This is a genomic window from Mesorhizobium sp. B1-1-6, from assembly GCF_006443035.1.
Taxonomy (GTDB): Bacteria; Pseudomonadota; Alphaproteobacteria; order Rhizobiales; family Rhizobiaceae; genus Mesorhizobium.
Map to the genome: position 1 here is coordinate 279,691 of NZ_VFWR01000001.1, position 22,008 is coordinate 301,698.

Here is a 22,008-nt window from a genome sequence, read left to right on the forward strand (position 1 = left end):
CTTGTGGAAGCGAAACGGCGGCGCGGGGCGCCGCCGCAAGACAGCGGCCGCTCAGTTCGCCACGGCGCTGGTATCGGCCAGCGTGGAGACGTCAGGCGCTTCCTTGATCAGCCCCATCTGCAGCAGAAGCTCGCCGGCGGTCTTGGAGAAATCCTGGAACTCCTTGGTGAAGAACTGCTTGTTCTCCGCCCGGTCGGCCCATTTCAGGTACTTCGCCGAATCCTCGAACTCCTTGGCCGACTGTTTCACGTCCGCGCCCATGATGCCGTAGGATTTCTGCGGGTCCTTCTTGATCAGGTCGAGCGCGTCGAAATAGCTGTCGGCAAGCGCCTTGGCGGCGTCCGGATTGGCTTTGAGGAATTCGGGCGTGCAGCCGACCGTGTCGAGCACCATCGGGTAATCGAGCGTGGTCGCCAATATGTGGCCCTGGTCGGCCTTGTCGCGCACCGCCGAGATGAACGGCTCATAGGTGACGGCCGCGTCGTTCTGGCCGGCAAGGAAGGCCTGCGCCGCCGCGTCCGGCTCGAGATTGACGACCGTGACATCCTTTGTCGACATGCCGTTCTTGTTCAGCACCCAGGCCAGCAGGAAATAGGGCGAGGTGCCCGGCGCCGAGGACGCGACAGTCTTGCCCTTGAGGTCGGCGACGGTCTTGATGTCGTTGCGCACCACGATGCCGTCGGCGCCGTAGGATTTGTCGAGCTGGAAGATCTGCTTGGTGGTCACGCCGCTGGCGTTCCACACCTGCCACGTCTCGACCGTGGTGGCGGCGCATTGCAGGTCGCCGCTGGCGATGGCGAGCGGGCGGCTGGCCTGCGGCACTTTCTTCAAGGTCACGTCGAGGCCGTGCTTCTCGAAGAGTCCCGCCTGTTTGGCGAGCGTTAGCGGCGCGAAGCCGGTCCAGCCGCTGATCCCGATAGTGACCGATGTGGCGGCCGTCGCCGGCGCGGACAAGCCGGCGGCAAGCGCCAGCGTAAGGATAATGGTCCTGTTCATGTCAGTTCCCCTTTGTTTTCTCTGGGGGAATGTTCACGGACGCCGCCCGGCTGTCAATGAACAGGGCCGTGTTTGCCCACATCGTCGGCGACGAAGGTTCGCCTTGCCGCCACAAAACGGCAAGGCCGAGGACCTTGTCGTCAATACTGGTCGCAGTAGCACTCCGCGGACGAGATTCGGTCGTTCCAGTCGCTACCGCCGAAATCGCGGACCCTGCGCCTGATCTCGATCGATCGGCCTCCCCTGCGCGAATCCTCATAGGCAACGAGAGTGCAGCCTCGGCGAACGATCACCGACGACACGCGGTCGTTCCAGAACTCGTGGCCGCGAAAATTGACCGAATCGTCGGCCCCGAGCGCGATCGACCGTCCGCGAAAATTGCCATTTTCGAACATGATGCAGGCGGCCTGATCGTCGTATTGGGCGCTGGCGCCGTCGGCGTAAAGCATGGACGCGACCGCAGTCAGGATAGCTAGACGTCTCATCTGGTGTTTCCTCGGTTTGACCGCGTCACCCCGCCCGCCGGATGGCGCGGCAAGATCAGTTTGCCACTGCTTCTGCCGGACTGGCAAGCCTGGAACAGTTCGGCATTTCACGGAAACGCCGAACCGCTTTAACTATTTTTTTCAATCAATTCCAAAGGGAAAGCGTTACGCGCGTACCGGCAAAGCGCTATGCGCTTTTTCTGGAATTTCTCAGCGGCTATCGAGCATCCAATTGCGGTTGCGCCACATCTTTTCGCCGACCAGGCAATCGCTGGTTTGTTCGGCCTGCGCCAGCACCACCGGCGGACGATTGGCCTGGTCAACCGACCGCGGCGAGGCCGGGCCGGCGAGCTCAAGCACAAGCTTGCGGCGGATAGCTTCGGGAAACTGCGTCCAGTCGTTGACCGGAACCATGAAGGCTCCGGGACCGCCGATGACGCAGTCGCTGTAATAGCGGTCGAGATCGTTGACATCGTAGGCGCTGGTGAAACCGCCGCGGGTCATCAGCGGCAAGCCGTTTATGACGATGCCTTGCTTGACCACCTCGTCGCGGATGATATCGACCGGCGCGCCCTGGTTGTTGGGGCCGTCGCCGGAAATATCGATGACCCGCTTCGTCCCTTGAAAGCCACTTTCGGCGAAAAGGTCCGCGCCGAATTCCAGCGCGCCGGAGATAGACGTGCGCCGCGCGCTGTTGGGAGGCTGGGCGGACAGCCGCGCCACCACCTGCTCGGCGTCGGCGCGAGTGGAGATCACCGTCCACGGCACGATGACGTGCTGCGAGTTGGTGCCAGCCCATTCGACATAAGTAACGGCGATCCTGCCATAAGCGCCGGCGGCGATGGCTTGCAGCACATGATCGTGCGTCAATGCAGCCGCGTAGCCGCGACGCTGGATCTCGAGCTCGTCCGCCGACATGGACAGCGAGACGTCGACCGCCAGCACCAGTTCGACGTCGACGGGTTCGTCCGCGAGCGACACAGGGGCCAGCCACAGCATCAGCGCCAGGGCGGCGGCGCCTGAAAGCAGATGTCTTGCGCGAGCAAAAGCAGACATGCCGCAGGGTAAGCCAGAATCGCCAGCCGAAAAAGAGAAAAGCCCGACCATAGCCGCCGGGCTTATCAAAATTTGCTCACGAGCCCTGCTGGGAGGTTGCCTAGCTTCTCGGCTTCAGATTCTCCGGATCGTAGAGCGGCTTGTAGCCGACCCCGGCGACCTCGACCGGATAGGTCTCGCCGAAATACTCCACCTTCAGCTTGCGGCCCTCTTGGGCATAGGCCCATGGCAGATAGGCGAGCGCGATGTTCTTGCCGATGGTCGGGCCGTAAGCGACCGACGTGGTGAAGGAACGGCGGCCGAGTTCGTCGACCAGCGTCTCGCCGGTCTCGGGGTCCAGCACCGGCATCGTGCCCACCGGATAACGCGCCACACCCTTGGAATCGGTGTTTTCGGTCATCACCAGCGTGCACAGCATCGCCGGCTGGTGCTCGCGGGCGCGGTATTCCAGGTGCTTGGCCTTGCCGCAGAAGTCGTTCTCCTTGACTTTCGGGCGGGCAAGATCGGCCTCGAGCAGGTTGTACTCGGTGAGCAGATCGGCATTCTGCAAACGCAGGCTCTTTTCCATGCGCCGCGTATTGGCATAGGTCTCGACGCCGAACGGCATGACGCCGGTCGAGCGCAGCGCATCCCAGACGGCCAGGCCGTCCTCGTAGCGCATGTGCAGTTCCCATCCCTGTTCGCCGACATAGGAGATGCGGAAGGCGGTGACGTCCTTGCCGGCGATCCGGATCGGCTTGATCGCGGCGAACGGGAAATTCTCCAGCGCAAGGCCCTCGGGATTCTCGACCACCTTTTGCAGGGTTGCTCGCGCGTTCGGGCCCCAGATGCCGATGGTGACGTATTTTTCCGTCACATCGGTGATGGTGACATCGAAACCTTTATCCTGCGCGGTGCGGCGCATGTACTGGAAGTCGCGCGGGCCGGCGTCCGCGCCATCGATCAAACGGCAGCGGTCGGCCATGCGGATGACCGTGAAGTCGGCGCGCACCATGCCTTCCTCGTCGAGGAAGTGGGTGTAGATGCCCTTGCCGATATTGTTGTCGCCGCCGATCTTGGCCGCGCACAGCCACTCCAGCAGCGCGACGTGGTCGGGTCCCTCGATGTCGTACATCGAGAAGTGCGACAGGTTGACGATGCCGCAGTCTTCGCTCATCGCCAGATGCTCGGCATTGGACACGCGCCAGAAATGGCGATTGTCCCATTCGTTCTCGCGCACCGGCACCCGGTTGGCGTATTTCTCCAGAAGGTGCTCGTTGGCGGCATAGCCGTGCGCGCGCTCCCAGCCGCCCAGCTCCATGAAATAGCCGCCGAGTTCCTTCTCGCGCTCCCAGAACGGCGAGCGCCTTATGTTGCGGCCCTTGGAGAAGGGCTCGCGCGGGTGCACGGCGGGATTGTAGACCTTCATCGCCGTCTCGGTGCAGCGATCCCAAATGAACTGCTCCTTGGTCTGGTGCGGATAGAAGCGCGCATAGTCGATGGCGTGATGGTCGATCGAGGTGCGGCCGTCCGTCATCCAGTCGGCGATGAGCTTGCCCATGCCCGGGCCGTCCTTGACCCAGATGGCAACGGCATACCACAGCCCCCTCACCTTCTGGCTCTCGCCCATCGACGGGCCGCCATCCGCCGTCACCTGCAGCAGGCCGTTGAAGGAATGGCTTTCGTTGTAGCCGAGTTCGCCCAGGATCGGCGTCAGTTCCATGGCGCGCTCCAGCGGCGCCAGGATCTGCTCCATGTCGAGATCGCGCTGCGAAGGCGAAAGCCGGGCCTGGTCCTTCTCGAGCAGGTCGCGCGGATGGCAAAGGCGCGGATTGGTCTCTTCGTAATAACCCCATTCGATCTGCCCGCCCTCGGCGGTCTTGGGGTCGCCGGTGTCGCGCATATAGGCCGAATTGCCCTGGTCGCGCAGCAGCGGCCAGCCGATCTCCTTGCCCGTGCCGGCGAACTCGTTGTAGGGCCCGAAGAAGGTGAGCGGATGGTCGATCGGCATGACGGGCAGGTCCTCGCCCACCATCTCGGCGATCAGCCGGCCCCAGATGCCGGCGCAGACGATGACGTAGTCGGCCTCGATGGTGCCGCGGTCGGTCACCACGGCGCTGATGCGGCCGTCCTTGACGACGAGCGACCGGGCCGGCGTGTTGGCGAAGGATTTGAGCTTGCCCGAGGCTTCCGCCTGGTCGACGAGCTTGCCGGCGACCGTCTGCGAGCGCGGGATGACCAGGCCGGCGTCGGGATCCCACAGGCCGCCCTGCACCATTGCCTCTTCGATGAGCGGAAATTTCTCCTTGATCTCGGCGGGTTCGATCAGCCGGGCGCGCGTGCCAAAAGCCTTGGCCGAAGCGATCTTGCGCTTGATTTCGTCCATGCGGCTGTCATCGCCGACGCGCGCGACTTCGAGGCCGCCGATGCGCGCGTAATGGCCCATCTTCTCGTAGAAATCGATGGAGTAGAGCGTCGTCCAGCAGGACAGGAAATCGTGGCTGGTGGTGTAGCAGAAGTCGGAAGCGTGCGCCGTCGAGCCGATGTCGGTCGGGATGCCTGATTTGTCGATACCGACAATGTCGTCCCAGCCGCGTTCGATCAGGTGATGGGCTATCGACGCGCCGACAATGCCACCCAGGCCGATGATGACGACCTTCGCCTTGTTCGGAAACTCTGCCATTGCCCGCGACTCCAAGTGCTGTTGCGGGCGGCGTCGGCGCCCGTCTGATCGGCGCACAATATGCAGACGACGATGAGCGCGCTACCGCCTGTTTGCGACACGCCGCGGATGCGTCGCGACCCGACTTGGATCAGGAAAATCGCTGCCGTCAGGCGAAGGCCCAGATGTCCTCGGCCTGGAAACCGACCTGGTAGCCAGCGGTCTTGAGCTTGACCACGACCTGGCCGATCTCCTGAGCGGGCAGTGCGCCGACCTCGACCTTGATCATGCCCGGACGGTAGCGTTGGAGATCGAGTTGCTCGAAGACCATCCAGTCTGCGCCCTCGCAATCGACGAGGAAGGCGTCGATATGGGTTATGCCGTTGCGGTCGAGCAATGTCTGCAACGTCTCGGATGGCACTTCGATGTCCCTGAGATAGGGCGCGAATTTGTTGAAATTCACGTCATCCTCGCCCCAGGCATTCTTGCCCGACATCAGGTTGGTGTCGGTAACCGAGGAGCAGCCGATGAACTCGATCGGCAGCGTGCCGGCCTCAAGCGCGGCGGCATCGAAGGTGTGGACGGTGATCGTCCCCCTTATTTTCGTGACGGCAACCGGCTCGATGATGAAGCGGCTGGTATCAGGATAATTGGCGCGCAGGCGCTTCTGGTTATAGGGGATCGGCTCGACCAGCAGGGCACGGGCGCCCGGTATGCGATGCAGCCACGGCGTGACGTCGTCGAACAGGGCGCCGTCGCAGGCACCGACATTGACCATCTGGAAAGGCCGCCTTGTCCCGCCGAAGCGCGCTTTCAGTGCCGCCCCGGCCAGGAATTTCGTGCCGCGCAGCGACGGACCGCGGTCGAGCAAACCAGCCGGAAGGCCAAGCGACAGCGCGATGCGCGTCAGGCTGGATAGCGAACTCATGGCGTGTCTCCGGGAATGGCATGCAAGGCGGCGCGGTGCTGGCCGCGGGCGATCGTCGCCCACAGCGCCATGAAAGGGGCGGCCAGCAACAGGAATGGCGGAACCAGATGCGGGAAATAGATGCGCGTGTCGTGGATCGGGAAGACGGTGAATTTAGCCAGCGCGCCGAGCACGAGCGCCGCGAACAGAATGCCGGCGCGTCGGTCGAGCCGGAAGCCGGCACGGCCGACCGCGTACCAGCCGGCCAGCGCCAGCACCGAGACGCCGACCCAGCTGTTCAGGTTGACGGCGCGCAGCAGCGATGCGGCAAATGCCTTGAGATAGGCAACGACGGAGAACGGCGGCTCGAACCCGTCCATATTGTAGTGCTGCTCGACGCTGGAGAACCACAGATGCGGCCACCAGCCAGGATGATGCGCCCAGTGCGAGATAGCGAAATAGGCGACGAAAGACGCCGCAAAACCGGCCAGCGCACCCCATGCCTGCTGCCGGAAGGCGATGAGCAGAACGGCGAAAACGGCAAGAAAGACAATATTGTCCGGCCGCACCATGAAGGCGAGGAAGAGCAGGATCGCCGTCGCCGCCTCGCGGCCCCTGACATAGGCGTAAAGCCCGCCGAGCAGCAGTGCCGAAGTCAGCAGATCCGGCGTCGAGGCGCGCGCCGCATCGCCGAAATCGGCCATGATCAACACCGCGCCGATCACCGGCGCCAGCGCCAAGGCCTTTTCCGAGCGCAGCCAGAGCAGCGTGATCGCGCCGAACAGCAGCACCGAGGCCACCTGCACCAGCCGCATCGCTTCGACCGGGGACATCGCCGCGCTCAGCGTCGACAGGATCTCGGCGTAGAGGAACTTGATCCGGTACATGCCGAGCAGCGAATGGAAGTCGGCGGCATTCTCCGCCATGTGGCTGCGGAAGCCGCCGCCATCATCGGTCAGCGTCTTGTAGTCACCTGCCGAGACCCCGGCCTTGACGGTGTTGTAGGCATAGTCATGCAGCGCCTGCGCATCGGGGTATGTGCCTTCCTCTGATATGGCGAGATAGGGAAGCATGTCCCAATTGGCATCGGGCATCACCCAGGCCGTCAGCGCCGTCAAAAGGATGTAGAGCGCGAAAGCCGCCGCGCCGATGGGTGCCGCCAGCCGCGCATAGGTCCCCTCGCCCCACGCCAGGCCGGCCGCTGTGAGCCGGTCGAGCGGGTTTTGCGGAGTGGGCGACTTGGTCAGCATCGTCGTGGGGCTCAACGAACCTGGCTTTTGACGAAATCCTTCACGATTCCCACAATGCCGCGCGACAAAAGGCTGTCGAAGGCGTCGACGAAACGGTCGACATGCTCGCGCTGGCAGATCAGCGGCGGCTCGAGTCGGATGACGTTGCGGTTGTACTCGGTGAAGGCGACGAGCACATCGTAGTCACGCAGCAGCAGCGCGCCGACGAAACCCGACAGCGAGCCCTTCAGCTTGTCGTCAAGCACGCTGACCACCGGCCGCAACACCGTGGGCAAGGTCTGCGAGAAATCATGGAACTCGAGCCCGATCATGAGCCCCTTACCGCGGATGTCCTTGATGATCTTGGGGTATTTGTCCTTCAGTGCCTGGAGGCGCTGCAAAAGGTACTCGCCTGTAGCGGCGGCATTGTCGATCAGGCCCTCGTCATAGAGAACGTTGAGCGCTTCGATCGAGGTGACGCAGGCCTCGCCCATGCCGCCGAAAGTCGCCATGGCATGGATCATCGCCGTCTTCGGCGTGCCGTAGGCCTTCATATAGATCTCGCGCCTGGCGACCATCGCGCCGACCGCCGCCTTGCCGCCGCCGAGCGACTTGGCGAGCGCCGTCACGTCGGGAACGACGCCATAATGTTCGAAAGCATAGAAGCGGCCAGAGCGGCCATAGCCGCACTGCACTTCGTCGGCCACCCACAGCACACCGTATTGATCGCACAATGCGCGCAGCTTCCGCCAATATTCCGCGGGCGCCTGGATGATGCCGCCGCCACCCTGGATGGTTTCCAGCACGATGACGCCGATCTCGGGATCGGCGCGGAATGCGCGCTCGACCGCTTCGATGTCGGCGAACGGAATCCGGACCGCATTGTCCGCCACCTTGAAATCGGCGCGGTAGAGCTGGCCGTCGGTGATCGCCAGCACACCCTTGGTCTTGCCGTGGAAGGAATTCTCGGCATAGACGATTTTCGGCCGCTTCGGGCCGGCGGCACGCTCGGCGAGTTTTACCGCCGCTTCCATGGCTTCCGAGCCGGACGAGCCCAGAAACACCATGTCGAGATCGCCGGGCGAACATTTGGCGATGTTGTGCGCCAACGCGGCCGCATATTGCGACATGAAGGCGATGGCGATCTCCTGGCGCTTCTCTTCCTGGAATTTTTTCCGCGCTTCGAGGATGCGCGGATGGTTGTGGCCGAAGGCCAGCGAACCGAAGCCGCCGAAGAAATCCAGGATCTTGCGGCCGTTCTGGTCGATGTAGAACATGCCCTCGGCGCGCTCGATCTTGACCTTGTGGAAGCCGAGCAGCTTCATGAAATGCAGCTGGCCCGGGTTGAGATGCGCCTTGAACAGGTCGGTCATCGCAGCGACGTCCATCGCCTTGGCCTGCTCGACGCTGATCAGGTCAGGCTTGGCGATGGTGGCTGGCGACAGCGCCGGCGCGCTGACCATGGTGCGCGCGCTCGCCTGATCGGGCTTGGCCATGACGGTCATTTCAATCTCCTGTCCGCGCGCAGGATCGGGGATCGTGCGCAGATGAAACTGTTGGTGGACTGCTATTCGGCGGGCACATGTTTGGTGGCGACGGCGTGGCCGGCCTTCCTGGCGCGGTATTCACTGTAGGCGGCGATCAGCATGTCCTCGTCGCGATGTTGCGGCACCCAGCCAAGCTGGCGTCCCGCTTTGGAAACGTCGAGCACGCACTCCTCGTCGGCGATCAGATATTGCTCCGGATCCATGATCGGCAGGTTCATCAGGTCGAGCAGGTCCAGCGTGCGCTTCACCGCCCAGCCCGGTGTCGGGATCAGGATCGATTTCGAACCGGCATGCCTGATCAGGTCGCCGAGCAATTTCCTGACCGGCGGCGGGTTGAGCGAACCCAGATTATAGGCCTCGTTTGGTACGCCGGCTTTCCAGGCCGCGCGGGCAGCTTCCGCACAATCGAAAACAGAAATGAACTGGTATGGATTCCGGCCCGAGCCGATCATCGGCACTGGAAGGTTCCAGTCGATCAGCTTGAACAGTTTTTCAAGGATGCCGAGGCGGCCGGGACCGATGATCAGGCGCGGACGAAACAGCGAGATCGACATGCCGCGCTTGCGCCATTCGGCGGCCAGTTCCTCGGTCTTCTGCTTCGACCAGCCATATTCGCCGAGCGGCGCGACCGGATGTTCCTCGGTCATCGGGAAGGTGACTGTATGGCCGTAGATCATGTCGGTCGTGTAATGCACGAGCCGGGGCGCGCCGGCCTTGTCCATCGCCTGCATGATGTGCTCGGTGCCATGGAAATTGACCGGAAAGAAGAAATCGTGCCGCTTGGCGCGCACCTGGATCGGCGACAGCATCTTTGCCGACAGATTGTAGATCATGTCGTCGGCCTTTAGCCCAACCGCCGCCACCGATGCTGGATCGGTCACGTTGCAATGGATGAAGCCGGCGTTGCGATAATGCGCCAGGTCGCTCTTGACGATGTCGGCGACGACAACCTCCTCGCCATCCGCCACGAGCTTCGGGGCAAGGTGGCGACCGACAAAGCCGTCGCCGCCGAAAATCACATGTCTCATCGAACGATCTCGCTGGTGCCGATCTTGTCGGAGGTGATGGAAACGGTCTGCTCGTCATGCCCGTGGTCACCCAGGTCTCGGCCGCTTTGGGCGATTAGCACCGTGCCCACGCAGATGCAGCCGATACCTGCGATGCGCCAGCCATTGAGGTCCTCGCGAAAGACGAAATAGGCGAAGACCGCGACGGCGACATAGGCGAGGCTAAGGAACGGATAGGCAAAGGAAAGCTCGACCTTGGACAGCACGTAGAGATGCGAGGCCATGGAAATGACGAAGGTGCACAGGCCGAGGAACACCCAGGGGCTGAAGACGATCTGCAACAGCCTGATAAGCGGGTTGGCGCCTTCGAACGAGATCGGCCCAAGCGACATCATGCCTTGCTTCAGCATCAGCTGCGCGGCTGCATTCGTCATGACCGTAAAGAGAATGAAGACGATATATTTCATGTCAGCTCACCCACCCGTGACGCCTTCTATTACAAACCCGAAAAGATTTCGTGAACTCACAAGGACGTTTTGAGTAAATCTTCTCGTTAACCGATCGCTAACCACGATCCATTTCAATTTTATCTATTCGGCGGCCTCGGCGCCCCGTCTTCGCAGGTCGATGTTTTTGGCTGTGCGCGCCCAGAAGCCGGACATGAAGGCCGGGTCGCGCTGCGCCTCCAGCCGTGACCACTCCGGAAAGGACGCGGCGAAGGTCGCGGCGCTCATACGCGCATCCTTGTAGGGGTTGACTGCCCCGCCGGCTCCGATGGCGATGCGGTCGAGTTCGTCCAGCAACGCCAGGGTCGCGGCTCCCCTGTTGGGGAAATCCAGCGTCAGCGTGTAGCCAGGTCGCGGGAAGGAGAGCAGCGCCGGGGATCGGACGCCGCCGAAGCGTTTCAGAACAGTGAGGAACGAGCTCTGCCCGGCCCGCCTGGCAGCCGCGAGCAGCATCGGCACCGCTTCACGCGCGGCTTCTTCCGGCACAACGCTCTGGTGCTGGAACAGCCCGTTCGGACCGTAAAGCCGGTTCCAATCGCGCACGCCGTCCAGCGGGAAGAAGAAGCCCTGGTAACCGACCTGGCGCGGCGCGGCAGAGCGGCCCTTCCTCCATCGGTAGGCCGCATTGAAGGCGCTCAGGAACGGTCGGCTGAGCACATTGAACGGCGGCTGGAACGGCACCGCGAAATTGCCGCCGGCGCGCGCGGCGGTATGCGAGCCATGCTCGGCGTGATTGCCCGTGAACAGCAGGCCGCGCCCGCTGCGCCTGCCGCCGGCGAGCTGATCGATCCAGGCGACCGCATATTCATTGGCCTGGTCCGCCGCCTCGGCCAGCTCGAAAAATTCGCCCAGGTCGCGAAACGGCGTCACCTTCTCGATGATGTCGAGGGAATGCACCCGCATCAACCGGATCGAGGCCGACAGGATCAGGCCTGTCAGCCCCATGCCGCCGATCGTCGCCCGGAACAACCGCGGATTATCTGTCGCGGAGCAGCGGTAGGTCCTTCCATTGGACCGCAGCAGCGTGAAACTTTCGACATGGCAGCCGAACGTGCCGCGCCGGTGATGGTTCTTGCCGTGGACGTCGTTGGCGATGGCGCCGCCGAGCGTGACGAACTGCGTGCCCGGAACGACTGCCGGGAAGAAGCCGTAGGGCGCGGCGTGGGCAATGATGTCGGACAGAAGCACGCCCGTATCCGCTTCGAGAAGGCCGGCCTCGGCATTGAAGGCGCGGATGCGGTTCAGCGGTCGCATGTCGACGACCGCGCCGGCATCGTTCTGGCAGGAATCCCCATAGGATCTGCCATTGCCATAGGCAAGCAAAGAGGCTTGCCTGGCCTGGCCGCCCTTTAGCAGCACGATAGCCTCATCGATGCCGATGGCGCGGGGCGCGGGCGGCGTCGCGCGCCCGAAGCTGTTGAAGCGCTCGCCGGCCATGTCTACCAGCCCCCGATCACCAGCAGCACGGCGCCGATCAGCACCACGATCTGGCTGCGCCAGTCGCGGATGATGAACACGACCGGATCGTCATGCATCTCATCGCGACGCGCCAGGATCCAGACCCGCATGGTGAGATAAAGCACGATCGGCGGCAGCGGCCAGATCAGCCAGGGATGCGGGTAGAGCTCACGCACCGCGACACTGTCCATGTAGAGCGCCAGCACCAGTGCCGAGGAGAAGGCCGAAGCCATGCCAGCCTGGGCGACGATCTCCTGGTCCTCGGTGCGATATCCGCGCCCGGCAATGCGCTCGCCGGGTAGAATGGCCGTGGTGCGCAATTCGACGAAGCGCTTCACCAGCGCCAGCGACAGGAAGAAGAAGATCGAGAAGGCGAGCAGCCAGAACGAAACCTCGACGCCGGTCGCGGCCGCGCCCGCCAGAACGCGGATCGTGTAGAGGCCGGCCAGCGTCAGCACATCGACCAGCAGCATGCGCTTGAATGACAGCGAGTAAGCCGTGGTGACAGCCATGTAGCCGCCGAGCACGGCGAGGAATTCGGGCGCCAGAAACAGCCCTGTGCCGATGCCGATCGCCAGCAGCACCGCGATCGCGCCGATCCCGAACGGGATGGAGAGCGCGCCGCTGGCGAATGGCCTGTGACGCTTGGTGGCATGCTTGCGATCGAGCGCCAGGTCGAAGAAATCGTTGAGGATATAGATGGCCGACGCCACCGCGCTGAACGAGATGAACGCCAGCACGCACTCCCAGATCATGCCGGCGTTGAAATATTCGTGCGACAGCACCATCGGCACCGCGATCAGCGAATTCTTCAGCCACTGATGCACGCGCAGCATTTTGACGATGGTCCGCAATGTCGGTTTCGGCGCCGACATGGTTTCGGCGCCATGCGCCGCCTGCCAGCGCGCGGCGTGGCGGTCCGGCGCCACCACGATCGCGCTGCGTGCCGCATCGAAAACCTTGAGATCATGGCGGCTGTTGCCGGCATAGTCGAAGCCGCCATCGCCATAGGCCGCGACAAGCGAGGCACGCTTCTTGCCGGAAGTCAGATTGTCGACCCCGTCCGACGCCAGCACCCTGTCGAAGACACCGAGATGGCGAGCGATGGCGTCGGCGAATTTGCGCGGCGTGCCTGTCGCCAGCACGATCTTGCGGCCTTCGGCATGCTCGGCCCGGATGCGGTCGAGCAATGGCGCGCGGTAAGGCAGCGACGCGGGATCGATATCGACGCGCTGGGCGATGGCCTGCTTCAGCCGGGCCGGCCCGGCCGCAGCCCAGAAAGGCACGAGGAAAATATAGAGCGGGTTCTTCTTGATAAGGATGAACAGTCCTTCCCATAGCAGGTCGGTCGCGATCAGCGTGCCGTCGAGATCGACCGCAAGCGGTATTGCGTTTCCGTCGGACCGCGCGTCCATGTCGTCCTGCCCTGCCTCGAACCCGCCGCGCCGTTTGTCGGCGTCTTCGCAAGACGTATAGCGGGGAGACGGCGTAACGAACGTTAAAACGCCGGGTTGTGGGCGGCTGTCACGGCGGTATTTCCCGTGTCATTGTTAAACAACCGCTACCGGAAACAATAAAAGGCCGGGCAAATGTCCGGCCTCTCGAGAGATGTGGGCAAAAATTACTTGATGCGGGCGATGCCGCCCGAGATCTCGACCGTTTCCGAGCCGGTCAGGGCTTCGAGGTCGCCATTGGGCAAGGTGACGAAGCAGCCATTCGGGCAGAATTCCACGGTTTCGCCGGCGGCCAACGCCAGGTCGGTCTTGCTGCCGCCTTCCGTCACGATCAGCGTGCGGGTCTCGGCGTCCTTGTTGACCGCGCTGGCGGAATGGGCCGAGCCGCTCACGGCGAGCAAGGCGACGGCAGCGACGAGAGACTTCCACATGTGCAATATCGGTGTTCCCACCGCCTCTGTTGCATTTCGCAAGGCATCCTCGCCTTTGCATGGGAGCTTATATGAGATGGAAGCTGAACCGCAACTGAATGCCGCATTCATGCCGCAATTGGTTTCGACGGCCTGAAACCTTCCGATCGCCGATCTAATCCGGATCAGGTTTCTTCGCCTTGCGTCCCGATCTGGCTAGACGTTTGGCCTCGGCCGCGGCTTCCGCCTTTGCTCGTTCCTGCTCGGCGAAATCGGCCTCGATCTTGTCGTCGTCGGTCGGCCAGGCCTTCGCATGCTTGGGCTCGACGACCGCGCGTGGCGTCGAGGGTATCTCAATATGCTGGTCGCTGAACGTCTCCAGCACGGTGAAGCGGATATCGTTCTGCACGATGTTGCCGTTCATCACATCCGCCAGGAACAGGCGGATCTCGAATTCCAGCGCGGCAGGCCCGAAATTGGAAAACAGCACGAAGGGTTCGGGGTTCTTCAGCACCAGCGGATGACCGCGGGCGATCTCGAGCAGGACGGCGTGCACCTGCTTGACGTCGCTGCCATAGGCGACGCCGACCTTGATGTCGATGCGGCCGAGCTTGTTGCGGTGCGTCCAGTTGCCGACGGCGTTGTTGATCAGGTTCGAATTGGGCAGGATCACCGACTGCCGCTGGAAGGTCTCGATCTCGGTGGCGCGCACGCTGATCTTCTTGACGGTGCCGCTGATGTCGCCGGCGACGATCCAGTCGCCGACCTTGAACGGCCGCTCGGCCAGCAGGATCAGGCCCGAGACGAAGTTCGACACCACGTTCTGAAGGCCAAAGCCGATGCCGAGGGAAAGCGCGCCGGCGACCAGCGCCAGGCTGGACAGGTCGATGCCCGCCGCCGAGATGCCGATCAGTGCCGCAAGTGCCACGCCGGCATAGCCGACGGCCAGCCGGATCGAGTTGCGCACCCCCGTGTCGACCTTGCCGCGCGCCATCACCGAACCGTCGAGCCAGCCCTGGAACCAGCGCGTCAGGAAATAGCCGATGATGAAGACGACGATGCCCGAAAGGATGCCGGTGACCGAAATCGTCACCGAACCGATATTAATCCCAGTCGCCAGTTTGTAAGCCCAGGCCTGGATGTCGCCCGGTTGGAAGCCCCACATCAACAGGATCAGCGGCAGGAAGACCAGCACGATCATCACGTTGATGGCGACGCTGACGACAAGGCCGAACTGGTCGAGCGCGGTGTCCTCGTAGCTGGAATTGGCCGACAGCCAGCGCCCGACCGACGTATTGGCGAAGGCGCCCTCGTCGCCGATCGCCTGTGCCGACAGGAAGCCGATATAAGCGGTGACGAGCGCCGTGCCGGTGACCACCACCTGCAGCGACACGAACAGCGCAAGGCCGATATAGCCAAGCAAGGCGGCTATGATGGTGAAGAGCCCCAGAGCCAGCGCCAGGTAGCGCAGCCATGCCGGCCAAGGCCGCCAGCTGCCGTCACGGGCCTTGAACGGCCGCAGCATCGCCATCAGGATCAGGATGATGCCGACGACGATGGTGGCCACGAAACTGCGCGCGATCGTCAGCGACAGCGGCGATCCCATCTTGTCGTTGATGACGGACAGGAAGGTGTTGACGCTGATGACCACGGCCATGGCGGTGGTCAGGCGCACCAGCCAACGCGCCGGGCCGGATTCGACCGGGATCAGGCGCCAGTTCGGCAGCCGTGGCTCGAGCGCCGCATTGGCCAGCCGATTGACGCAGAACACCACCCCGATGACCGTCGCCAGCGCGTTGAGGAAAAGGCCAATGTCGCCGCGCAAAACGTTGTAATAGTTGAAAAAGAAAATCGTCGACCCAAGAAAGGCGCCGACCGCCAGCGTCGGCAGCAATGTCGACCAGAAGGCCACCGACAGGCGGCTGAGATAGGACGGGTCCTCATTGGACGGATCGGCTTCGAACACCCGTCCAAACAACCGCCTGCCGCCGACCAGAAGCACCAAGGCCAGCCCGAGCGCCACGAAGGTTGCCGCCAGAATGGCCTGGAACTTGAACCTGAAGGCGAAGCTCAGCCAGGACGAGACCGCCTTGTAGAAATTGCCGAACTCGTCGCGGGCGTCGGAAAAGACCTGTGGGCTCAGCGCATCCGACAGCACATAGCGCTTGGTCAGGAGATTGCGGAAAAGCGCGCTGCGCATGTTGCCGATCTTGTCGATCATCCCGCTGATGCGGATCGACAGCGTCTGCGCCTGCGCGATGACCGCGTTGATCTCGGCCTTTTCGGAGACCAGCGCCTGGCGCTCGGTGCTGACGATGTCGGGTTCCGGCGGCTGGCCTGCGGCGGGTGCCGGGCCAAGCTGCTCGAGCCGGCTGTTGATCTCGCTAAGGCGGGTGCGGAAGGCCAGCGCGCTGTTCAGCGATTGCCGCGACAGTTCCTCGAGTTGCAGGCGGATATCGACGAGAGTGGCGTCGTCGTCGCCGTCCTGCTGGATCTTCTTGTCGAAATTATCGGTCTTGGTCGTCAGGTCCTGAAGGATTTTCTGCTGGTCGGCGACCAGTCCGGCAGGCGCCTGGCCAAGCCCTTGCGCCGACGCATCGAACGAAAGCGGCGCCGAAACGACAAGCGCGAACATCAAGACGAGACGAAGCAATTTGAAAAACATGATTTGTTGGCGACTCAAGGCGGCAATGGCAATTGAATTTGCCTGTCCTTGATAAAGACGGCCATATCATGGGGCAAGCCGTCGCATCCGACCGCCAGGGCTCCGAACTCGGGGCAACAAAGACCTGACGACCGCCAGTCCCGTTGTGCCGGCAGCTTTATGATAGGAATTTTTTCTTGACTGGGTGAAGGCAGCTATGGTAGATATTCAGCCATGGTGCTGAGTTGCGCCAACGACCCGCCGCACAGGCGGGTTTTTTCGTTCAATGCTCCATCAACAGCGCGCCGGCGAAGGACCCCGTCACCCGGACTCGTCGCCTGATCCGACCGCACCTGCGCTGATCTGACGGTGGCCGGAGCGTCGGCCAGTCGAAAGGCGATGGCGCAATATTGGCTTTGCGCGTGCGGCCTGCTCTATAGTCTGCCGCATCGCCCGAAACGGACATCATATCCATGGCAGAGTACTCGGCCCTTTCGCTGCTCGCGAACGCGCTCAAGGGAAACAAGGACTGGAAGCCGGCCTGGCGCAAGCCGGACCCGAAGGCATCCTACGACGTCATCATCATCGGTGGCGGCGGGCACGGGTTGTCGACCGCCTATTATCTCGCCAAGGAACACGGCATCACCAATGTCGCGGTGCTGGAAAAAGGCTGGCTCGGCTCCGGCAATGTCGGCCGCAACACCACCGCCGTGCGCTCCAACTATCTGCTGCCCGCCAACACCCGCTTCTACGAGCATTCGATGAAGCTGTGGGAGAACCTGTCGCACGATCTCAACTACAACGTCATGTTCTCGCAGCGCGGCTGCCTGAACCTGGCGCACACGCCGGCCCAGTTCGACGACTATGCACGGCGCGGCAACGCCATGCGCCATCTCGGTGTCGACGCCGAACTGATGACGCCGGCGCAAATCAAGCGCCTGATCCCCGCGCTCGATATTTCCAGTGATGCACGCTTCCCCGTGGTCGGCGGCCTGATGCAGCGGCGCGCCGGCACCGCCCGCCACGACGCCGTGGCCTGGGGCTATGCGCGCGGCGCCGACCGGCGCGGCGTCGACATCATCGAGAATTGCGAGGTCACCGGCTTCCTGCGCGACGGCGACCGCATCACCGGCGTCACCACATCACGCGGCGACATCCGCGCCAAGAAGGTGGCGGTCGCGGTGGCCGGCAGCACCGGCCGGGTGATGCAGCTTGCCGGCATCGAGACGATGCCGATCGAGAGCCATGTGCTGCAGGCCTTCGTCACCGAATCGCTGAAGCCCTTCATCGATACGGTCGTCACGTTCGGCATGGGCCATTTCTACATGTCGCAATCGGACAAGGGCGGCCTCGTCTACGGCGGCGACATCGACGGCTACAACAGCTACGCCCAGCGCGGCAACCTGCCCATCGTCGACGAGGTGATGAGCGAGATGCTGGCGCTGTTCCCGGGGCTTGCCCGCGTGCGCATGCTGCGCTCCTGGGGCGGCGTCTGCGACATGTCGATGGACGGCTCGCCCATCATCACCACCGGGCCCCTGCCCGGCATGTATCTCAACTGCGGCTGGTGCTATGGCGGCTTCAAGGCGACGCCCGCCTCCGGCTGGTGCTTTGCCTGGACCATCGCCAAGGACGAGCCGCATGACCTCAACGCCCCCTTCACGCTCGACCGCTTCCATCGCGGCCTGGTGATCGACGACAAAGGCCAGGGCGCCAATCCCAGACTGCACTGAACAATATCTCTCCAAGCAAGGCTTCACCGAGCAAGGCTGCACCAGGAATATCCGATGTTGATCACTTGTCCCTATTGCGGCCCGCGCGACGTCATCGAGTTCACCTACCAGGGTGACGGCAACCGCGAGCGTCCCGACCCCGCCTCGCAGAACTTCGAAGCCTGGAACGCCTATGTCTATGACCGGCTGAACCCGGCCGGAGACCACAACGAGATCTGGCAGCATTCCGGCGGCTGCCGCGCGCATCTCAGGGTCGTGCGCAACACGCTGACGCATGAGATTTCCAGCGTCGCCTTCGCACGCGGTGACCACGGCTCGGTCGCGCGGCGCAAGGCGGAGGGCAGATCGTGAGCCCGCGCCGCACCGAAACCGGGGGCCACATCGACCGGCTGAAGACCATCCGCTTCACCTTTGATGGCGCGTCCTACACCGGCCATGCCGGCGATACGCTGGCTTCGGCACTGCTGGCCAACGGCGTCACGCTTTACGGGCGCTCGTTCAAATACCACCGCCCGCGCGGCCTCCTGACAGCAGGCGTGGAAGAGCCGAACGCGCTGGTGACGGTGCTGAAGGGCGAGGTCCGCGAGCCCAACGTCGCGGCGACCATGGTCGAGCTTCATGACGGGCTGGTCGCCGTCAGCCAGAACCGTTTTCCGTCGCTGGCCTGGGACGTCAGCGCCGTCAACCAGCTCGGCGGCAAGCTCCTGTCGGCCGGCTTCTACTACAAGACCTTCATGGGTCCGGTGATCGGTCCGCTGAAGGGCACGCGCTTCTGGATGTTCTGCGAGCATTTCATCCGCCGCGCCGCCGGCCTCGGCCGGGCCGGTTCCGCGGCCGACCCGGCGCGCTATGAGCGCATGAACGCCTTTTGCGACGTGCTGGTGGTCGGCTCCGGCCCTGCCGGGCTGACGGCCGCCAAGGCCGCTGCTGACCAGGGCGCGCGCGTCATTCTTGCCGAACTCGATCCGCGTTTCGGCGGCTCGGCCAACTGGTCGAACGAGACGATCGATGACCTGCCGGCGGCCGACTGGGCCAGGCGAACCGTGGCCCAGCTCGAGGGTTACGACAACGTCCGGCTTCTGCCGCGCACCACGGTCTGGGGCTACTACGACAGCAATACGCTTGCCGCCCTTGAGCGCGTCACCGATCACAAGGAGACACCCGGCAAGGGCGAACCGCGCCATCGCTATTGGGCGATCCGCGCCCGATCGGTGGTCTTGGCCACCGGCGCTTTCGAACGGCCGCTCGTATTTCCGGGCAATGACCGCCCGGGCGTGATGCTGGCGCATGCCGCGGAGCGCTACGCCAACGAATTCGGCGTGCTGGCGGGGCAGACGGTCGCGCTGTTCACCAACAATGACAGCGCCTATCGCTGCGCCCTGGCGCTGAAGAAGGCCGGCGCAAGGATTGCCGCGATTATCGACGTCCGCCCCGAGCTTTCGGGAGAAATGCGCAAACTGGCCGAGGAAACCGGAGCCGAGATCTTTCCCGGCCATGCCGTGATCGCCACTGAGGGCGGCAAGGCGCTCTCCGGCGTCAAGCTGCAGCGCTTCGACATGGCCAACGGCACGCTCACCGGCGACGCCCGCAGCATCCATGCCGACTGCCTCTTGATGTCGGGGGGCTGGTCGCCAACCATCCATCTGGCCAGCCAGGCCGGCGCCAAGGCGGAGTGGAATGCCGCCCGACAAGCCTTCCTGCCGCCGAAGCCGACGCAGAACTGGATTGGTGCCGGCGCCTTCACCGGCAGCTTTTCCACCGCCGAAGCGGTAACCGAGGGCCGCGCCGCAGGCCTTGCCGCGGCAGGCGCGCAAACCACGTCGGCCGCACTGCCCTCGGTCGAAGCCGTAGCTTGCGATCCCGATCCGGCGCCGGTGTTCGAGATCAGAGCCAGCGGCAAGAGCTTCGTCGACTTCCAGCACGACGTGACGTCTGAGGACGTGCGGCTGGCGCACCGCGAAGGCTTCGTGTCGGTCGAGCATCTGAAACGCTACACCACGCTCGGCATGGCGACCGACCAGGGCAAGAATTCCAACGTCCCCGGCCTGGCCATCATGGCCGAGGCGCTGGGCAAGCCGATCCCGGAAGTCGGCACGACACGCTTCCGGGCGCCTTTTGCACCGGTTTCGATCGGATCACTGGCGGCGGAGCGCTTCGGCGACCTCAAGCCCGAACGGCTGACGCCGATGCATGACTGGCATGTCGCCAATGGCGCAACCATGTATTCCGCCGGCCTGTGGTACCGGCCGATGATCTACGGCCTTGCCGGCGAAACGGTCGAGCAGGCCTATGTGCGCGAGGCCAGGGCAACGCGCGAAAGCGCCGGCATCGTCGATGTCTCGACGCTCGGCAAGATCGCGGTGCAAGGTCCGGACGCGGCCGAATTCCTCGACCGTATCTACACCAACATGTTTTCCACGCTGGCCGTCGGCAAGGCGCGCTACGGGCTGATGCTGCGCGAGGACGGGCTGGCCTTCGACGACGGCACCACATGGCGGCTCGGCGAACAGGATTTCCTGATGACCACCACCACGGCCAATGCCGGCAAGGTGATGCAGCATCTGGAATATTTCCTCGATGTGGTCTGGCCGGAGCTCAAGGTTCATGTCACCTCCGTGACCGACCAGTGGGCGGGTGCCGCGATCGGCGGGCCAAAAGCCAGGCAGATCCTGGCCGGCTGCATCGCCGGCACCGCTGTCGACAATGCGGCGCTGCCGTTCATGGGCATCGTGCATGGCCAGATCGCTGGTGTGCCGGTGATGATCTGCCGGCTGTCCTTTTCCGGCGAAATGGCGTTCGAGGTCTATTGCGGCGCCGACCATGCCACGCATGTCTGGGAAGCGCTTATCGAGGCCGGCAAGCCGTTCGGACTGGTAACCTACGGACTGGAAGCACTGGGCACCATGCGCATCGAGAAAGGCCATGTGACGGGCGCCGAGATCGACGGCCGCACCACGGCGCGCGACCTGCATCTCGACTGGATGCTGTCGAAGAAGAAGCCGTTTATCGGCTCGGCGATGATGGACCGCGAGGGCCTCATCTCGCCCGACCGGCTGGAACTTGTCGGCCTGGTCTCGCTCGACAACAGGCCGCTCAACGGCGGCGCGCATCTCGTCGAGGAGCTTGACGAGTCCAACCCGCACGGCTCCATCGGCCACATCACGGCCTGCTGCTATTCGCCGGCGCTCGGCAAGCACATCGCGCTGGCGCTGATCAAAGGCGGCAAGGCCAGGCACGGCTCGCGCGCCCATGTCTCCGATCCGCTGCGCAACCGGTTCGGACCGGTCGAGATCGTTTCCAACCACTTCTACGATCCGGACGGGAGCCGCATGCATGGTTGAGCGCCTTTCACCGCTGGAACCGGAATTCCATGTCGGCTCGCACGGCAATTTCGAACATGGTGTCGAGGTCATCCTGACCGAGACGAGACCGGGCTCGATCGTGCAGCTCGCCGCCTGGCCGGGCGAAGAGAAGAAACTGCTATCAGGCATCCGCGCCGTCACCGGGCTTACGTTGCCCGACGGTGCCGGCGGTGGCGCCACCAATGGCGCCAAATCGGCATTCGGTTTCGCACCGGGAAAGTTCACCGTAGCCGACGAAGCCGAGGGGCTGGCCGCGGCTTTCGCGGGCGTGGTGACCCCCGCCATCGGCACGGTGACCGATCTTTCGCATGGCCGCACCGCGATCCGCATCGCCGGTCCGAAGGCCGAATGGGTGCTGGCGAAGTTCTTCGCCATCGATTTCACGCTGCCGGCCTTCCCACTCGACGCCGGCCGGTCGACCACCCATCACGACATCTTCGCCCAGGTCCAGCGCACCGGCGGCGACCAGTTCGACATCTACGTCTTCCGTTCTTTCGCGCGCTCCTTCTGGAAGGCGCTGTGTCACGCCAGCGAGGAAGTCGGCTACGAGGTACAGTAGGCTCGGGGTCGACG

General features: G+C 63.7%; 17 protein-coding genes. 4 read left to right on the plus strand and 13 right to left on the minus strand.

Translation table 11 applies throughout. From position 1 onward, the window contains the following. Positions 1–51: 51 nt before the first annotated feature. From FJ979_RS01360 to FJ979_RS01420, 13 genes are all read right to left on the minus strand, one after another. The gene (locus FJ979_RS01360; RefSeq protein WP_140555034.1) at positions 52–996 is read right to left on the minus strand and encodes an ABC transporter substrate-binding protein; all 945 of its coding nucleotides are present in this window, start codon (positions 994–996) and stop codon (positions 52–54) included. 140 nt (positions 997–1,136) lie between these two features. Further along, positions 1,137–1,481, minus strand: a complete 345-nt coding sequence (locus FJ979_RS01365; RefSeq protein WP_140579822.1) for a peptidase inhibitor family I36 protein — start codon at positions 1,479–1,481, stop codon at positions 1,137–1,139. A 210-nt stretch (positions 1,482–1,691) separates the two neighbouring features. Continuing rightward, positions 1,692–2,537: a DUF1194 domain-containing protein gene (locus tag FJ979_RS01370; RefSeq protein ID WP_140564158.1), complete on the minus strand. Its 846-nt coding sequence runs from the start codon at positions 2,535–2,537 to the stop codon at positions 1,692–1,694. Between the two features lie 100 nt (positions 2,538–2,637). Beyond that, entirely contained in the window at positions 2,638–5,199 is a 2,562-nt protein-coding gene (locus FJ979_RS01375) for an FAD-dependent oxidoreductase (RefSeq protein ID WP_140521113.1), read from the minus strand. 148 nt (positions 5,200–5,347) lie between these two features. Next, the gene (locus FJ979_RS01380) at positions 5,348–6,106 is read right to left on the minus strand and encodes an FkbM family methyltransferase (RefSeq protein WP_140579823.1); all 759 of its coding nucleotides are present in this window, start codon (positions 6,104–6,106) and stop codon (positions 5,348–5,350) included. Continuing rightward, the gene (locus FJ979_RS01385; protein WP_140579824.1) at positions 6,103–7,335 is read right to left on the minus strand and encodes a DUF2029 domain-containing protein; all 1,233 of its coding nucleotides are present in this window, start codon (positions 7,333–7,335) and stop codon (positions 6,103–6,105) included. Before FJ979_RS01385 ends, FJ979_RS01380 begins: the two co-directional genes overlap by 4 nt. An 11-nt stretch (positions 7,336–7,346) precedes the next feature. Next, a complete protein-coding gene (locus tag FJ979_RS01390; protein ID WP_181181773.1) occupies positions 7,347–8,777 on the minus strand; it encodes an aspartate aminotransferase family protein in 1,431 nt (476 codons plus the stop codon). Between the two features lie 104 nt (positions 8,778–8,881). Beyond that, a complete protein-coding gene (locus tag FJ979_RS01395) occupies positions 8,882–9,889 on the minus strand; it encodes an NAD(P)-dependent oxidoreductase (RefSeq protein WP_140559607.1) in 1,008 nt (335 codons plus the stop codon). Continuing rightward, positions 9,886–10,335: an EamA family transporter gene (locus FJ979_RS01400; protein WP_140521117.1), complete on the minus strand. Its 450-nt coding sequence runs from the start codon at positions 10,333–10,335 to the stop codon at positions 9,886–9,888. Before FJ979_RS01400 ends, FJ979_RS01395 begins: the two co-directional genes overlap by 4 nt. 123 nt (positions 10,336–10,458) lie before the next feature. Beyond that, the gene (locus tag FJ979_RS01405) at positions 10,459–11,811 is read right to left on the minus strand and encodes an FAD-binding oxidoreductase (RefSeq protein ID WP_140579826.1); all 1,353 of its coding nucleotides are present in this window, start codon (positions 11,809–11,811) and stop codon (positions 10,459–10,461) included. A gap of 2 nt (positions 11,812–11,813) precedes the next feature. Continuing rightward, positions 11,814–13,247: a UbiA family prenyltransferase gene (locus FJ979_RS01410; RefSeq protein ID WP_140579827.1), complete on the minus strand. Its 1,434-nt coding sequence runs from the start codon at positions 13,245–13,247 to the stop codon at positions 11,814–11,816. A 206-nt stretch (positions 13,248–13,453) separates the two neighbouring features. Continuing rightward, entirely contained in the window at positions 13,454–13,717 is a 264-nt protein-coding gene (locus FJ979_RS01415) for a hypothetical protein (RefSeq protein WP_140495629.1), read from the minus strand. Positions 13,718–13,871: 154 nt separating this feature from the next. Then, positions 13,872–16,361, minus strand: coding sequence for a mechanosensitive ion channel family protein (locus FJ979_RS01420; protein ID WP_140579828.1), 2,490 nt, complete (start codon positions 16,359–16,361; stop codon positions 13,872–13,874). Between the two features lie 452 nt (positions 16,362–16,813). Between FJ979_RS01420 and FJ979_RS01425 the strand changes: the two genes are divergently transcribed. From FJ979_RS01425 to FJ979_RS01440, 4 genes are read left to right on the plus strand one after another with little or no spacing between them, the layout of a single operon-like run. Further along, entirely contained in the window at positions 16,814–18,073 is a 1,260-nt protein-coding gene (locus FJ979_RS01425; protein ID WP_140495627.1) for a sarcosine oxidase subunit beta, read from the plus strand. A gap of 54 nt (positions 18,074–18,127) precedes the next feature. Then, on the plus strand, positions 18,128–18,424 hold the full coding sequence (locus tag FJ979_RS01430; RefSeq protein ID WP_140579829.1) for a sarcosine oxidase subunit delta: 297 nt from the start codon (positions 18,128–18,130) through the stop codon (positions 18,422–18,424). After that, positions 18,421–21,414 carry a sarcosine oxidase subunit alpha gene (locus FJ979_RS01435; RefSeq protein ID WP_140579830.1) on the plus strand — a complete coding sequence of 998 codons (2,994 nt, stop codon included), beginning with the start codon at positions 18,421–18,423 and terminating at the stop codon, positions 21,412–21,414. The genes FJ979_RS01430 and FJ979_RS01435 overlap by 4 nt, the downstream gene beginning before the upstream one ends. Then, positions 21,407–21,994: a sarcosine oxidase subunit gamma gene (locus tag FJ979_RS01440; RefSeq protein WP_140579831.1), complete on the plus strand. Its 588-nt coding sequence runs from the start codon at positions 21,407–21,409 to the stop codon at positions 21,992–21,994. Before FJ979_RS01435 ends, FJ979_RS01440 begins: the two co-directional genes overlap by 8 nt. The last annotated feature ends 14 nt before the right edge of the window (positions 21,995–22,008 follow it).